Origin of the sequence: Pseudomonas gingeri (assembly GCF_013386115.1) — a bacterium.
Classification (GTDB): Bacteria; Pseudomonadota; Gammaproteobacteria; order Pseudomonadales; family Pseudomonadaceae; genus Aquipseudomonas; species Aquipseudomonas gingeri.
In genome coordinates, this window is the sequence record NZ_JACAOR010000014.1 from 370,171 (window position 1) to 385,702 (window position 15,532).

General features: G+C 63.1%; 15 protein-coding genes. 10 read left to right on the forward strand and 5 right to left on the reverse strand.

The features are described from left to right. Positions 1-12: 12 nt before the first annotated feature. The 6 genes from galU (at position 13) to HX881_RS28460 (ending at position 4,978) form a co-directional block, all read left to right on the forward strand. Complete coding sequence (galU, locus tag HX881_RS28435; protein ID WP_042934967.1) at positions 13-852, forward strand: UTP--glucose-1-phosphate uridylyltransferase GalU; 840 nt, start codon at positions 13-15, stop codon at positions 850-852. 186 nt (positions 853-1,038) lie between these two features. Continuing rightward, complete coding sequence (gene gorA / locus HX881_RS28440; protein WP_177087834.1) at positions 1,039-2,397, forward strand: glutathione-disulfide reductase; 1,359 nt, start codon at positions 1,039-1,041, stop codon at positions 2,395-2,397. Positions 2,398-2,399: 2 nt separating this feature from the next. After that, complete coding sequence (locus HX881_RS28445) at positions 2,400-3,167, forward strand: AraC family transcriptional regulator (RefSeq protein WP_017125195.1); 768 nt, start codon at positions 2,400-2,402, stop codon at positions 3,165-3,167. Positions 3,168-3,271: 104 nt separating this feature from the next. Further along, on the forward strand, positions 3,272-3,445 hold the full coding sequence (locus HX881_RS28450) for a DUF1427 family protein (RefSeq protein ID WP_017125196.1): 174 nt from the start codon (positions 3,272-3,274) through the stop codon (positions 3,443-3,445). A gap of 34 nt (positions 3,446-3,479) precedes the next feature. Further along, the gene (locus HX881_RS28455) at positions 3,480-4,439 is read left to right on the forward strand and encodes a quinone oxidoreductase family protein (protein ID WP_103032636.1); all 960 of its coding nucleotides are present in this window, start codon (positions 3,480-3,482) and stop codon (positions 4,437-4,439) included. 80 nt (positions 4,440-4,519) lie between these two features. Then, positions 4,520-4,978 (forward strand): DUF2214 family protein, encoded by a 459-nt coding sequence (locus HX881_RS28460; RefSeq protein WP_177087836.1) that lies wholly within the window; start codon positions 4,520-4,522, stop codon positions 4,976-4,978. Positions 4,979-5,098: 120 nt separating this feature from the next. Here the strand turns inward: HX881_RS28460 and HX881_RS28465 are convergent, their stop codons facing one another. Then, positions 5,099-5,644: a DUF4946 domain-containing protein gene (locus HX881_RS28465; protein WP_177087838.1), complete on the reverse strand. Its 546-nt coding sequence runs from the start codon at positions 5,642-5,644 to the stop codon at positions 5,099-5,101. Positions 5,645-5,863: 219 nt separating this feature from the next. On the opposite strand from HX881_RS28465, the gene HX881_RS28470 reads away from it, so the two are divergent. The 4 genes from HX881_RS28470 (at position 5,864) to HX881_RS28485 (ending at position 10,882) form a co-directional block, all read left to right on the forward strand. Continuing rightward, positions 5,864-7,123 (forward strand): amidase, encoded by a 1,260-nt coding sequence (locus HX881_RS28470; protein WP_177087840.1) that lies wholly within the window; start codon positions 5,864-5,866, stop codon positions 7,121-7,123. Positions 7,124-7,187: 64 nt separating this feature from the next. Next, positions 7,188-8,483: a dicarboxylate/amino acid:cation symporter gene (locus tag HX881_RS28475; protein ID WP_425503548.1), complete on the forward strand. Its 1,296-nt coding sequence runs from the start codon at positions 7,188-7,190 to the stop codon at positions 8,481-8,483. Between the two features lie 16 nt (positions 8,484-8,499). Then, positions 8,500-9,450: a LysR family transcriptional regulator gene (locus HX881_RS28480; RefSeq protein ID WP_246356598.1), complete on the forward strand. Its 951-nt coding sequence runs from the start codon at positions 8,500-8,502 to the stop codon at positions 9,448-9,450. A gap of 154 nt (positions 9,451-9,604) precedes the next feature. Further along, the gene (locus HX881_RS28485; protein ID WP_017125202.1) at positions 9,605-10,882 is read left to right on the forward strand and encodes a serine/threonine transporter; all 1,278 of its coding nucleotides are present in this window, start codon (positions 9,605-9,607) and stop codon (positions 10,880-10,882) included. A gap of 52 nt (positions 10,883-10,934) precedes the next feature. Here the strand turns inward: HX881_RS28485 and HX881_RS28490 are convergent, their stop codons facing one another. From HX881_RS28490 to HX881_RS28505, 4 genes are all read right to left on the reverse strand, one after another. Next, a complete protein-coding gene (locus HX881_RS28490) occupies positions 10,935-11,792 on the reverse strand; it encodes a helix-turn-helix transcriptional regulator (protein ID WP_177087844.1) in 858 nt (285 codons plus the stop codon). A gap of 53 nt (positions 11,793-11,845) precedes the next feature. After that, complete coding sequence (locus HX881_RS28495) at positions 11,846-13,264, reverse strand: aminotransferase (protein WP_177087846.1); 1,419 nt, start codon at positions 13,262-13,264, stop codon at positions 11,846-11,848. Between the two features lie 46 nt (positions 13,265-13,310). Next, the gene (locus HX881_RS28500) at positions 13,311-14,414 is read right to left on the reverse strand and encodes a polyamine ABC transporter substrate-binding protein (protein WP_177087848.1); all 1,104 of its coding nucleotides are present in this window, start codon (positions 14,412-14,414) and stop codon (positions 13,311-13,313) included. Between the two features lie 182 nt (positions 14,415-14,596). Continuing rightward, entirely contained in the window at positions 14,597-15,421 is an 825-nt protein-coding gene (locus tag HX881_RS28505; protein WP_017125205.1) for an aspartyl/asparaginyl beta-hydroxylase domain-containing protein, read from the reverse strand. Positions 15,422-15,532: the final 111 nt, after the last annotated feature.

Sequence of the window (15,532 nt, forward strand, 5' to 3'; positions counted from 1 at the left end):
TTAAGGACTTATATGATCAAGAAATGCTTGTTCCCAGCAGCCGGTTACGGTACTCGCTTCCTGCCAGCGACTAAAGCCATGCCTAAAGAAATGCTGCCGGTGGTGAACAAGCCACTGATCCAGTACGGCGTCGAGGAAGCGCTGGACGCTGGCTTGAACGAGATCTCGATCGTCACCGGCCGCGGCAAGCGCGCGCTGGAAGACCATTTCGACATCAGCTACGAGTTGGAAAACCAGATCAAGGGCACCGACAAGGAAAAATACCTGGTCGGTATCCGCCGCCTGTTGGACGAGTGTTCGTTCTCCTACACCCGCCAGACCGAAATGAAGGGCCTGGGCCATGCGATCCTGACCGGCCGTCCGCTGATCGGCGACGAGCCGTTCGCCGTGGTCCTGGCGGACGACCTGTGCGTCAACCTCGAAGGCGACGGCGTGCTCAAGCAGATGGTCAAGCTGTACAAGCAGTACCGCTGCACCATCGTCGCGATCATGGAAGTCGATCCGCAGGAAACCAGCAAGTACGGTGTGATCGCCGGCGACCTGATCGGTGACGACCTGTACCGCGTACGCAACATGGTCGAGAAACCAAAACCGGAAGATGCACCGTCGAACCTGGCGATCATCGGTCGCTACATCATGACCCCGGACATCTTCACCCTGATCGAGCAGACCGAGCCGGGCAAGGGCGGCGAGATCCAGATCACCGACGCCCTGATGAAACAGGCCCAGGACGGTTGCGTGATTGCCTACAAGTTCAAGGGCAAGCGTTTCGACTGCGGTGGCGCCGAAGGCTACATCGAGGCCACCAACTTCTGCTTCGAACACTTCTACAAGACCGGCAAGGCTTACTAAGCCAGGCGGTCTCTCGATCGTTCCCAGGCTCCGGCGTGGGAACGATCAGGAAGCCAGCGCTGCTTCTCCAGTAGTAAAGAAAAGCCACCTCCGGGTGGCTTTTTCATTTGGGCGCCCTTATGTAGTGTCCAGCGCTGACCCAAAGGGCTACAGCGGTTATGCTGTGTGCCTGCCGAGGAGATAGATATGGCCTACGATTTTGATCTGTTTGTAATTGGCGCCGGTTCCGGCGGTGTGCGTGCGGCGCGGTTTGCCGCCGGTTTCGGGGCGAAGGTGGCGGTGGTCGAAAGCCGCTACCTGGGCGGGACCTGTGTCAACGTCGGCTGCGTGCCGAAGAAGTTGCTGGTGTACGGTTCGCACTTCGCCGAAGACTTCGAACACGCGCAAGGCTTCGGTTGGTCCCTGGGCGAGGCGAACTTCGACTGGGCGACCCTGATTGCCAACAAGGACAAGGAAATCAACCGCCTCAACGGCATCTATCGCAACCTGCTGGCCAACAGCGGCGTTACCTTGCTGGAAGGTCATGGCAAGTTGGTCGACCCGCACCAGGTCGAGGTCAACGGCCAGCGCTACAGCGCCAGGCATATCCTGATCGCCACCGGCGGCTGGCCACAGATCCCCGAGATTCCGGGGCATGAACATGCCATCGGCTCCAATGAGGCGTTTTTCCTCAAGGAACTGCCCAAGCGCATCCTGGTGGTCGGCGGCGGTTATATTGCCGTCGAGTTCGCCGGCATTTTCAATGGCCTCGGCGCCGACACCCAACTGCTGTATCGCGGCGACCTGTTCCTGCGCGGCTTCGATGGTGCGGTGCGCAGGCACCTGGCCGAAGAACTTGGCAAGCGCGGCCTGGGCCTGCAGTTCAATGCCGATATCGAGCGTATCGACAAGCTGGCCGACGGCAGCCTGAAAGCTACCCTCAAGGATGGCCGCGAGCTGGAAGCCGATTGCATTTTCTACGCCACCGGCCGACGCCCGATGCTGGACAACCTGGGCCTGGAAAACACCGGGGTGAAGCTGGACAAGAACGGCTTTATCCAGGTCGACGAGCTGTACCAGACCAGCGAACCGTCGATCCTCGCCCTCGGCGATGTGATCGGGCGCGTGCAACTGACGCCGGTGGCCCTTGCCGAAGGCATGGCGGTGGCCCGGCGCCTGTTCAAGCCCGAGCAGTATCGTCCGGTCGACTACAACCTGATTCCGACCGCTGTGTTCAGCCAGCCGAATATCGGCACGGTCGGCCTGAGCGAGGAGCAGGCGCGGGAGCAGGGCCATGAGGTGCAGATCTTCGAAAGCCGGTTCCGGCCGATGAAGCTGACCATGACCGAAGACCAGGAACGCACCCTGATGAAGCTGGTGGTGGATGCCCGCACCGACAAGGTCCTGGGCTGCCATATGGTCGGCCCCGATGCCGGTGAAATCATCCAGGGCCTGGCCATCGCACTGAAGGCCGGCGCCACCAAGCAGCACTTCGACGAAACCATCGGCGTCCATCCGACGGCGGCCGAAGAGTTCGTCACCATGCGTACGCCTGTCGCCAGCTGATCATGGCCCTGGCCGCGCCGCCCGATCTCACCGACACCGGTCGGCCCGTGCAGCCCCTGGCACGGACCTACCCGCGGGGCTTGTACATCGAGCCCCACGAGCATGTCTGGGGGCAATTGCTGTATGCGATGTCCGGGGTCATGTGGGTCGAGACGCCCCACGAAGCCCTGGTGGTCCCGCCGCAGCGGGCGGTGTGGTTGCCGCCCGGTGTCGCCCACGGTATCCGGGTGGTGTCGGATCTGCAGATGCGCAATATCTACCTGCGTCCGGCCCTGGCCGAAACCCTGGAAAGCACGGTCCAGGTGATCGAGGTCGGTGGTTTGCTGCGCGAGCTGATCGTCCGGCTGGTGGAGCAGACCGATGACCCGCAGGGCGAATACTATGAGGCGCTGGTCAACCTGGCGTTGCTGGAGCTCAAGCGGGCACGGCGTTCCCTGCTGAAAATCCCCATGCCCTCCGACACCGACCGGCGCCTGATGAGTCTTTGCCAGGCGGTGATGGGCGCGCCGTCACTGGCGATTTCCTTCGATCAGCATGCCGAACAGGCCGGTGCCAGCGTGCGCACCCTGGCGCGCCTGTTCCAGGCGGAGCTGGGCATGGGCTTTGCCGAGTGGCGACGCCAGGTGCAACTGGCGACGGCGGTGGCGGAGTTGATCCAGGGCGCGCCGGTCAGCCGTATCGCCCGCTCGCTGGGCTATTCGCCCAGCAGTTTCAGCGACATGTTCCGCCGCGCCCTCGGCATCGCCCCGTCGCATTATCCGGTGGGCTGACGCGGTCGCCGAGATTTTGGCCGATATCCAGAAGCCCTTGACCGGCAGCCGGGGTTTGTCGGCCATAGACTGCGGGCATTCCTTTATCGAGCGCGGAGTTCGTCATGAGCTACCTGATTTCCCTCGCCATCGGCATTGTTGTCGGACTGCTTTACGGCGGGCTCGATTTCCGCTCCCCGGCGCCACCCGCCGTGGCCCTGGTCGGTTTGCTGGGCATGCAACTGGGCGAAAAGGCCTGGCCCCTCGGCAAGCAACTGGTGGCTGGCTGGTTGTCCTGAAGAATCCCTTGTTCCCTGTCTGGATGCGTACCTTATGAAAGCCCTGCAATTTTCGAAGACCGGCGACCTTTCGGCGCTGCAACTGGTCGACCTGCCGATGCCCGTGCCTGCTGCCGGAGAAGTCCTGGTGCAGATCAAGGCGGCCGGCCTGAACCCCAGCGATGTGAAAAACGTCCTGGGACGCTTCGCCTACACCACCTTGCCCCGGGTGCCCGGACGCGACTTCGCCGGCGTGGTGGTCGAGGGCCCGCAGGCGCTGCTCGGCCAGGAAGTCTGGGGCACCGGCAAGGAGCTGGGTTTTACCGGCGACGGTTCCCATGCGCAGTACCTGACCCTGCCGGCCAGGGGCGTGGCACTCAAGCCGAGCCACTTGAGTTTTGTCCAGGCCGCCAGTCTCGGTGTGCCGTACACCACCGCCTGGGATGCCCTGGAGCGCAGCTTGGTGAAGGCCGGTACACGCCTGTTGGTGATCGGCGCCAATGGCGCGGTCGGCAGCGCGGCGATGGCCCTGGCGAAGATCCGTGGTGCCCATGCGCTGGGCGCGGTGCGGCGCCCGGAGCAGGTCAAGGCGCTGCAGGACAAGGGCTTCGAAGCCATTCAACTGGACCAGCCGGAAGCCTTGGCGGCGGCGGTCAACGGCGTTTTCCCCGGCGGCGCCGAGGTGATCTTCGACACCACCGGTTTCTGGCTGCCGGCGGCGGTCGGCGCGCTGGCGCCTTTCGGGCGGATCGCGATCATCGCCGCGCCGGTCGACGGCCATGTGCAACTGCCGGCCCTGGCCCTGTATCGCAAGGGCGGTTCGGTGGTCGGTATCAACTCCTTGCTCTATGGCACCGAGGCCTGTGCGCGGATGCTCGAACAATTCGGACGGTTCTTCGATGAAGGCCTGCTGGAGCTGCCATCGGATCTGCGGGAATCGCCGCTGGCCGAGGGCCCGGCGCGCTATGCCGAGGTCAACCAGGGCAGCGGCGACAAGGTGATCCTGCTGCCTTGAGGGCCTGATCCGGGCGGGAGCTTGCGCAAAGATCGGCGGTTTGAGCTACAACTGTCTTGCTCATTCAAGGAGACGATCCGATGTTTGCTCACTGGTCCCTGGCAGCGCTGCACCTTCTGGCCTTCGGTATCGCCCTGGCGGCAGTGTTCGGTCGTGGCGGGGCCTTGCGCCGCCTCACCGGCAGCACCCCGGCGGAACTGCGCCAGGTGTTCATCTGGGACAATCTCTGGGGCATCAGTGCCGGTATCCTGCTGGTGACCGGTGGTCTGCGGGCCTTCGGCGGTTTCGAGAAGGGGAGCGACTACTACCTGCACCAGCCACTGTTCCATCTCAAGCTGACGCTGTTCGTGATTGTCCTGCTGTTGGAGCTGGCGCCGATGATCAGTCTGATCAAATGGCGGATCGCGCAGAAGAGGGGCACGGCCATCGATACCGGCCGGGCCAGCTTGTTCGCGCGCATCAGCCATATCGAAGCCCTGTTGATCATGCTGATCGTGATTGCCGCCAGCGGCATGGCCCGCGGATTCCTCGCGGGTTGACCGGGGCCCTTGTGTAGCAGCGAGCCAACTCGCGAAAGCGCTTCTTCCAGCGCCGCAGGATTTGGCCGGATGACCGCCTTCGGCGGTTCGCGGGCAAGCCCGGCTCCTACAAGAGGTGACTCAGGGTTGCAGGTGCAGGCTGGCGCGGATACCGTTGACCACCGGTTCCACGGTCTTGTAGCCGTCCGCCGAGCCGGCGTAGAGCAGGGAATAGGCCTTGCCGTCGTGGGCCGCGGCCACCAGGGTCTGGGTCATCACATGTCCGCCGTTCTGGGTGATGGTGCAGGTGGTTTCCACCGCCGCCAGGCCACCCAGGGTGCTGTCGTGAATGCGATTGCACACGCTCATGAAACCGCGCTCGACGAAATTCTTCTGCACCGCCTTGCGCATCTCCAGCAACACGCCGGGGAGGTTGACCTCATGGCCGGGGTTGAGCGCCGACTGGGTCAGCTCCATGACCATCATCGGATCGCCATTGGGATCGTTCTTCACCGCGCGCTGGCGCAGTCCGCTGACGACTTCGCCCGCGGCGTTCTGCGCTGGCGGCAGGGTCTGGACTTCCCAGTCGCCGGGCCAGGTGATCATCAGGTCGTCAGCCAGGGCTGAGGAGCCACCCAGCAGCAGGAAGAGGGCGGTGAAACAGGCACGGCGTTGCACAGGGGTCATGGGAAGGCACTGACAGGAAGGCTGGGATCAATTGTTACAGTGTATCAATAGATCAGGCCGATTTGCCGATTCTTCTGCGCTTTTACCCAAGGCCGCTCCCGGATCGCGGCTCTGAGCGTTCGTTTTCGACAAAGGCTGGCTTTGCCAACCCTCGCTGTTTTCCCGGATCGGGCCCCTCGATACTCGCGTCACAAGAACGCACGGAGGAACACACCGATCATGCAATATCTCGACCGCCGGCCGACTGCCGAACGCCCTCACGATGACCACCGGGCTCCGGCCGCCCTGTTGCAGCCGGGACTGCACGGTGCCTTTGTCCGCGAAGGTTTTGCCCGGGCACCTTTTGTCGCCCGTCATTCCGGCGCCTTGTCAGGCCTGCGCCTGGCGGCCAAGGATGTCTTCGATATCGAGGGACAACGCACCGGTGCCGGCAACCCGCGCTGGCTGGCCCAGCAGGCCCCGGCCACGACGACGGCCCTGGCGGTGCGCCTGCTGCTGGAAGCCGGGGCCGAATGGACCGGCAAGACGGTCACCGACGAACTGGCGTTCAGCCTGGCGGGGATCAACCTGCACTACGGCACCCCGTGCAACCCGGCCGACCCGTCACGGATTCCCGGGGGCTCGTCGTCCGGCTCGGCAGTGGCGGTGGCCGCGGGGCTTGCGGATATCGGACTGGGCACCGATTGCGGTGGTTCCTGCCGTTTGCCGGCCAGCTACTGCGGGGTCTGGGGCATGCGCCCGACCCAGGGACGGATTGCCACGCGCGGTTGTTTCGCCCTGGCCCACAGCTTTGACACCGTGGGCTGGTTCGCTGCCAATGGTGAGCATCTGGCGGCGGTGTTCGCGGTCCTGGCCAACGAGGCTGTGGATGAACACCCGCCAGAAAACCCGCTGTTCCTCCTGAGCGAGGATGCCCTGGCGGTGTGCGACGAGGCGGTGCAGGTGGCGTTCGGCGCCCTGGTCGAACGCCTTGGCAGCACCCTGCAACATACGCTGCTGCCATCGGCCAGCCTGACCCTGGCGGATTACGCCAGGGCCCATCGGGTCCTGCAGGGCGGTGAGATCTGGCAGCAGCACGGGGTCTGGGTCAGCGTCCACCTCGAGCAGCTCGCGGAGGATGTCCGCCAGCGTTTTCTAGCCGGTTCGCGGGTCACCGCACAACAGGTCGCCGCCGAACAGCAGGTGCGCCAGGCTGCGGCGCAGCAACTGGCACGACTTTTTGTCAATGAGTCGAGCTTCCTGCTGTTGCCCACGGTGCCGGCAGTTGCCCCGCGCCTGGACGCCAGCACCGAAGCCATGGAGCAACAGCGCCTGCGTTCCCAGCAGCTGCTGAGCGTTGCCGGCTTGGCCGGCCTGCCACAGGTCAGCCTGCCCTGGATCAGCCTCGACGGGGCTCCGTTGGGCTTGTCGGTGATCGGCCCGCGTGGCAGCGATGCGCGGGTCCTGGCCGCGGCACGGTGGCTGCACCGGCACCTCTGACGCGAACGATGCCTTGCGGATTTTCTCGGGCGGGAAAATCGCCCGATACCTTTTGTGGAGACCAATAATGAAAAGACCCTTCTACAAAGTGCTGTACATCCAGGTCCTCGCCGCGATGCTCCTGGGCATCGCCGTCGGCCACTACTGGCCAAGCCTGGCCGCCGACATGAAGCCGCTGGGCGATGCCTTCATCAAGCTGATCAAGATGGTGATCGGGCCGATCATCTTCTGTACGGTGGTCACCGGTATCGCCGGCATGGACAGCATGAAGAAGATCGGTCGGGTCGGCGGCAAGGCCTTGCTCTACTTCGAGGTGGTTTCGACCCTGGCCCTGGTGATCGGCCTGGTGGCGACCCACTGGCTGACGCCCGGCGCCGGTTTCAACGTCGATCCGGCCAGACTCAATGCCAGCGCGGTGGCCGCCTATGCGGACAAGGCCCACGAACTGAGCACCAGCGGTTTTCTGATGAACATCATCCCGGACACCCTGGTATCGGCTTTCGCCCAGGGCGCGATCCTGCAGATCCTGCTGGTGGCGCTGCTGTTCGGTGCGGTGCTGGCGGGGTTGGGGGCGAAGGCGAGGGCGGTCAACCAGTTGATCGACGATCTGTCCAAGGTTTTGTTCGGGATTGTCGGGATCATCACCCGACTGGCTCCCATCGGCGCCTTTGGCGCCATCGCCTTCACCATCGGTACCTACGGCGTCGGCTCGTTGCTGCCGATGCTGAAGCTGATTGGTACCTTCTATATCACGGCCCTGTTTTTCGTGATCGTGGTTCTGGGATCGATCGCTCGGTTTGTCGGCTTCAACCTGTTCCGCTTCCTGGCTTATATCAAGGAAGAACTGCTGATTGTCCTCGGCACCAGTTCCGGCGAACCGGTACTGCCGCTGATGATGACCAAGCTGGAACGCCTCGGTTGCTCGCGCTCGGTGGTCGGGTTGGTGATTCCCACCGGTTACTCTTTCAACCTCGACGGCACCAATATCTACATGACCATGTGTGTGCTGTTTATCGCCCAGGCGATGAATGTCGAGATCACCTGGGCCCAGCAACTGACCTTGCTAGCGGTGGCAATGGTGACGTCCAAGGGCGCCAGCGGCGTGACCGGCGCTGCCTTTATCACCCTGGCGGCGACCCTGGCAGTGATGCCCACCGTGCCGGTATCGGGACTGGTGCTGATCCTCGGCATCAACCGCTTTCTCAGCGAAGTGGTGGCCCTGACCAATGTGATCGGCAACGGTGTGGCGACGGTGGCGGTGTCGGCCTGGGAGAAGGAACTGGATCGCGAGCGCATGCACCGGGTGCTCAATCGCCTGCCCGAGCCCATGGCGGACAAGGCGCCGGTCATTGCCAAGTGACCTCGGGTAGGGTGTGATGACCGGGCTCTTTCAACGTGGCTCGATCCTCATGCATTACGATCTGGTGGACCTCAAGGTGTTCCTCGCGGTAGCCGAGGAGGGCAACCTGACCCGCGGCGCGGCGCGCTGTCACCTGGCACCGTCTTCGGTCAGCCTGCGCCTCAAGGGCCTGGAAGACGCCATCGGCGCCGCGCTGCTGGTGCGCCAGGCCCGGGGTGTGAAGCTGACCCAGGCCGGCGTGGTGATGCTCGAACACACCCGGCGCTGCCTGGCCCAACTGGAACAGATGCACGCCGACCTGACGCCGTATGTGCAGGGCCTGACCAGCCATATCACCTTCTTTGCCAATAACAACGCCATCAGTTCCTTCCTGCCCGACGATCTGACCCGGTTCTTCGCTGCCTACCCGGCGGTGCGGATCAACCTGGAGGAGCGCATGGGTTCGGAAATCGTCGCGGCGGTGGCGGCGGGCAGGGCGGATATCGGCATCATCGCGGTGGACTCCGATCACCCGGACCTGCAGTTCGTGCCGTACCGCGAAGACCGCTTCGTGATCATCGCACCGTCGGACAGCGCTCTGGCCCGCGAGGCATCCGTGCGTTTTACCGCATGCCTGGGCCGGCCCTTCATCAGCCTGCAAAGCGGCGCCGCGCTGCATACCTACCTGATGAGCCAGGCTGCCCTGGCCGGCGGCTCGCTGGATGTCTGCGTACAGGTTTCGGGTTTCCGTTCGATTGCCCAACTGGTGGCGTCAGGCGCCGGCATCAGCATCGTGCCGTTGTCGACCCTGGCTCCCGACGATGATCGACGCCTGGCGATCATCGAGCTGCGCGAGACCTGGGCCTTGCGTCATCATCGGGTATGTTTTCGCCGGGAAGTTCTGGAAAAACACTACTTTCTGCGACAGTTGGTCGAACTGTTGCACGAGGGCTACCAGGCTCCAGGTGACCGTACAGAGGTTCCCTGAAACACCGGCACAGTCGACCGTTGCTCAGCTAACCCTTTGCTTCTTAAGCTTAATCCCGGACAATCGCGCCCCTCTTATGGCCGGGGCGCTGCCAGTGACACGTTTTTTCCGCCCCGGTCGCGTGGTAATGACCGGCTAACGGAGATTCGACCGGATGAATGACCAGGCCAACAGCGTCGACGAACGCTATGAATCGGCACCCGCTGCACTGAGCAGCTGGAGCCGTCACGACACCACCTGGATGCTGGGCCTGTTCGGCACGGCGATCGGTGCCGGGACCCTGTTCCTGCCGATCAACGCGGGGCTGGGCGGCTTCTGGCCGCTGCTGATCCTGGCGCTGCTGGCGTTCCCCATGACTTTCTACGCCCATCGCGGCCTGACCCGCTTCGTGCTCTCCGGGCGCGACGGCGCGGACATCACCGAAGTGGTGGAAGAACATTTCGGCCTCAAGGCCGGGGCGCTGATCACCTTGCTGTATTTCTTCGCGATCTTCCCGATCCTGCTGATCTACAGCGTGGCCCTGACCAACACCGTCGGCAGCTTCCTCGAACATCAGTTGCATATCACGCCGCCGCCCAGGGCGATCCTGTCCCTGGTGCTGATCCTCGGCCTGCTGGCGGTGGTGCGGTGCGGCGAGCAGGTGATCGTCAAGGCCATGAGCATGATGGTCTACCCGTTCATCGTTGCCTTGCTGTTCCTCGCGGTGTTCCTGATCCCCCACTGGAACGGCGGTATCCTCGCCACGGCCGGCAGCCTGCCGCAGCCTTCGGCACTGCTGCACACGTTGTGGCTGGCGATCCCGGTGATGGTGTTCTCGTTCAACCACTCGCCGATCATTTCCGCCTTCGCGGTGGACCAGAAGCGTCGTTATGGCGTGCATGCCGAAGCTCGTAGCGGCCAGATCCTCTCCCGGGCCCATGGCCTGATGGTGGTGATGGTGCTGTTCTTCGTGTTCAGTTGCGTGCTGACCCTGTCGCCGGCACAACTGGCCGAGGCCAAGGCTCAGAACCTGTCGATCCTGTCGTATCTGGCCAACCACTTCAGCAACCCGACCATCGCCTTTGCCGCGCCGCTGATTGCTTTCGTGGCGATCGCCAAGTCGTTCCTGGGGCATTACATCGGTGCCAGCGAAGGTCTCAAGGGCCTGGTGGTGAAGAGTGGCCGCAAGCCGGGGACCAAGGCCCTGGACCGCATGACCGCGGCGTTCATGCTGGTGATCTGCTGGCTGGTGGCGACCCTGAACCCGAGCATCCTCGGCATGATCGAAACCCTCGGCGGGCCGATCATCGCGGCGCTGCTGTTCCTCATGCCGATGTATGCGATCCGTCGCGTACCCGCCATGCGCCAGTACGCCGGGCAGATGTCCAACGTGTTCGTCACGCTGGTGGGCCTGGTGGCGATTTCGGCGTTGATCTACTCGCTGTCGGCCTGAGTCGTTGTCCTTGTGGGAGCTGGCAAGTCAACTCCTGCAGGATCGTGAACGCTCAGCCTTGGCGTAACCAGTCGATGAACTGCGCGAACAGTTCCGACTGGGAACTGATGCCCAGCTTCAGGTAGAGGTTCTTGCGGTGCATGCGTACGGTTTCCGGGGAGATATTCATTTCCCTGGCCGTGGACTTCACCGAATGGCCGCGCAGCACCATCTGCGCGGCTTCGCGCTCGCGCTCCGTCAGTACCCCGCAACCGAACCGGCTGAAGGCCGCCTGGATCCGCAGATTGACCTCGGCGTCTTGTGCCTGCCCGTCGGCCGGCTGGTCGAACAACAGGGGATTGCGTTGCAGCCCACGGGCGGCGAACTGGCTCACCAGGGTGCGCACCATCGGTTCGACCGCCCGCAGCAGGTCCAGCTGTGAACTGCTCAGGCTGGCGGCGCCCAGGCCCTGGAACAGGCTGACGGAGATCTTGCTGTGCTCGTCGAGGTTGACGATGTAGTAGCTGTCTTCGGCGCAACCGAGCTTGAGGTAGTAGGTCTTGTAGTACTCGCTGTCGAAGAAATCGTCCGGGGCGATTTCCTCCAGCGGATAAAAACCTTCGGCCAGGCCGTTCTCCACCGCCAGGCAGAACGGATCGAGCAGATAACCGCCGGCGAAGTAGCGCTCGATGATCGCATCGCGAAACTCTTCCGGAATACCTTGCAGGTACAGCAACTGCGGCGGTCGATCCTTGCGCTCGAGGCTGATCATCACCGACTCGACCGGCACCAGCTCGCCGAAGGCCAGGGCCAGGTGACGCAGGCCGTCGGGTTCGTCGAGATGGGCAAAGGCCCCCGCCAGCCCGGCATGCCAGCGATGCAGGGCCTGGAAGGACAGGCGGGGGGCGGTGTCGTCGGGTACGGAGCTCATGCCCCGCAGTCTAACCACCCGCCCCATCGGGCGCAAAGCCGCCGGCAGGACACTCATCGTCCGCTGTATTGGCCGCTTTTCTGCAACTCGTCGGCCACTTCGAGGATGCACTCGCGCAGGGTCTCGACGATTTCATCGACCTGGGCCCGGCTGATGATCAGCGGCGGCGACATCACGTTCAGGTGCATGATCGGCCGTACCAGCAAGCCCCTGGCCTGGGCCCGCAGGTGGATCTTCTCGCCGATGTTCAGCTTGTCGGGAAACAGCTCGCGGGTCTGCTTGTCGGCGACGAACTCGACACAGGCCATCAGCTTCATGCAGCGCACGTCCCCCACCAGCGGCAGATCGCGCAGGCTGCCCAGGCGCTCCTCCAGGTAGCCACCGACCTCATCGACATGCTGCAGCAGGTTTTCCCGCTCGATGATTTCGATGTTCTTCAGGGCGGCGGTGCAGCACACCGGATGGCCGCTGTAGGTGAACCCGTGGGTGAAGCAGCGGCCCTTGCCCGGTTCGCCGATCACGTTCCAGATCCGCTCCGAGAAGATGCAGGCGCCCAGTGGCAGGTACGCCGAAGTCAGGCCCTTGGCGGTGGTGATGATGTCCGGCTGCACGCCGAAGACGTCCCAGGAGGAGAAGAACTTGCCCAGTCGGCCGAAGGAGGTCACCACTTCGTCGGCGACAAACAGGATGTCGTACTGCTGGCAGACTTCCCACATGCGCCGCAGGTAGCCCTTGGGCGGAATGATCACACCGCCGGAGCCCATGATCGGTTCGGCAAAGAACGCCGCGACCTTGTCTTCGCCGATACTGAGAATCTTGTCCTCGAACTCCGCCACGAGGAATTCGAGGAACTGCTCTTCGTCCATGCCATCGGGGGCGCGGTAGGGATTGGGGTTGGATACATGGTGGATGCGTTCGTGGGCGTAGTCGAACTCGGGCACCCGGTCGGCGGCCTTGTTGCCGATCGACATGGCCACGGTGGTGGAGCCGTGGTAGGCGTTGTAGCGGGCGATGATGTGCTTCTTCTGCGGCTTGCCCCGGCTGTTCTGGTAGAACTGCACCAGGCGATAGGCGGTGTCCACGGCGGTGGAGCCGCCGGTGGTGAGGAACACGTGGTCGAGGTCGCCGGGGGCCAGGCTGGCGAGCTTTTCGCAGAGGCGGATGGCTACCGCGTTGGACATGTCGCAGAACGGATTGGAGTAGGCCAGCTGGCGAACCTGGTCGGCAATCGCCTCGGCCATTTCCTCCCGGCCCAGGCCGATATTGGTACACCACATGCCGCCCACGGCATCGAGAAAGCGATTGCCCTCGGTGTCGTAGATGTAGGCGCCGTCACCGGCGACGATATTCAGGGCTCCTTGCTCACGGTGCTCGTCGAACATGTGATAGCCGTGCATGTAGTGCGCCTTGTCCGCCTCGACCAGGCTCTGCTGGTCGAATCCGGCGAGAAATGCTTGTGTTGGAATAGCCATGGGCGTGCCCTTTTTCGAAGGTGTGGATCTTTGAGTCATACCGGGCCTACAGGCCGGTCTTTACCGTGTTCCAGACGCGGGTGATGGCCCGCATGTCCTTGGCGTCCTGGGTTTTCTGTGCGAACAGGCGCTGGCGGGTGGCGTCGTCCGGGTAGATCGCCGGGTTGGCGCGCACATCGGCATTCACCCGCGGAGTCGACGCGGTGTTGCTGTTGGCGTAGTGGATGAAGTTGGTCACGTCCGCCATGACCTGGGGTTGCAGCAGGTATTCGAGGAACTTGTGCGCATTGGCGACATGGCTGGCATCGCTGGGGATGTACATATTATCGAACCAGATCAGCGAACCTTCCCTGGGAATGAAGTACGCCAGCTTGATCTTCAGACCGGCCTCTTCGGCGCGGGCCTGGGCGGTGGCGGCGTCGCCGGACCAGGTCATGGCCATGCAGATGTCGCCGTTGGGCAGGCTGCTCAGGTAGTTCACCGAGTCGAATTTCTTCAGGTATGGGCGGATCGTCATCAGCAGCTTTTGCGCCGCCTCGAGGTCGTCGGGCCGGGCGCTGCGGGGATCGCGGCCGAGGTAGGTGAGGGCCAGGGGAATGACTTCGGTCGGTGCATCGAGCAGGGTCACGCCGCAATCGGCGAAGCGCGAGACGATCTTCGGGTCGAAGAGCATGGCCAGGGAGCCGATGGGGGCGTCCGGCATGCGTTCGCGGATCTTCTCGACGTTGTAGGTCACGCCGTTGCTACCCCAGGTATAGGGCGCGGAGTAGACCACGCCGGGGTCATAGCCCTGCAGGTGCTGCAAGGTCTGCGGGTCGAGGTTTTTCCAGTCGGGCAGTTGTTGCTTGTCCAGGGGCTGGAATACCCCGGCCTTGATCAGTGGCGGCACCAGCGAGGCGTTGAGGGTCACCAGGTCGTAGCCGGAGTGCCCGGTGAGCAGCTTGGCCTGCACGGTTTCGTAGGAGTCGAAGGTGTCGTAGATGACCTTGATGCCGGTGGCTTTCTCAAAGTCGGCGAGGGTGTTTTCGCCGATGTAGTCGGCCCAGTTGTAGAGGCGCAGGGTTTTCGACGCATCCACTTCTTCTGCGTGCGACGCGGAAAAAGCCGGGACAAGCAGGAGACTCAGGGTTACCACCAACGCCTTGTGCATGGCCATCTCACCTTCGGACTGGATTCGGCTCGGGAAGAGCGGGTGAGTCCACTATTCAGGCAGGGCGAAGCCGGGAACATACTCCGAATGGGTAGGTAGTCGGTTTTGGACAAGTGCTCATGGAGCGAGATGCCCTGGCTGAACGCGGGGTCCGATTCCAGGGCAGTTACAGGCGGGAGGTATTACTGGATCAGTTTCCAGTTCTTGTAGAACACCCGGCGCAGGGCAAAGACCACCCCGGCGAAACCGGCGATCACGCCCTTGAGGATGAACGGGGTGCGGGACGGGCGCACGATATCGATGAACAGGCAGTAGCGCTTGGTATCGTTCTTGTTGAACGAGGCATGCAGCAGCGTGTCATCGAAGATGAACAGCGGATCGTCGTGCCAGAAGTGTTTTTCCTTGCGGCACTGGATGTACACGCCGTCATGGTGCGGGGCCGGTGCCATGTTGTAGAGCACCCGGAACATCATGCGCAGCGGACCGAAGTGGAACGAGGTCGACTGGTTGGCGTTGAACACCGAGACGCCGACGGTTTTCACATAAGGGAACTTCTGTTGCAGTTCCCGGATATCCAGTTCGGTGTCGATCTTGCGTCCGTACCATTGGAAGAACAGCATGCCGCGCTTGTTCTGCGCCATGCGTCCGTCGAGGTAGTCGATGATCTCGTCCTTGTGGCTCATGGCCTTGTCGATGACCTGCTGCAGGTCGCGCTGGCAGTCTTCGGGCAGGTCCTGCATCCGATAGACGCCGCGGTTGCGTCGGCTCACCAGGTCGAACAGGGTATTGAACGGTGCCAGCACCCAGGTGTTGCGGCCGCTGCCGATAAAGTATTTCCTGGCCAGTTCGGCGGTGTAGATGCCATTGCGCAGGAAATCGTATATACCGCAGACCACGACCAGGGCGAGGAAACCGAAGACGGTTTTCGGGAAACAATAGATGATCAAGAGCACGCCCAGTGTCCAGAGGACCGAGACGATTTTCTTGCGGGTGGATCGAGTACTCATGACGCGCTTGCTCCTTCAGAAGCAGAATTCCACATATCAGGACTCAGCCGGCAACGTGCGGCGAAATCCCGAGAAAACCGCCTCAGGGTGCGCAACCGACGAGGTCGGCGT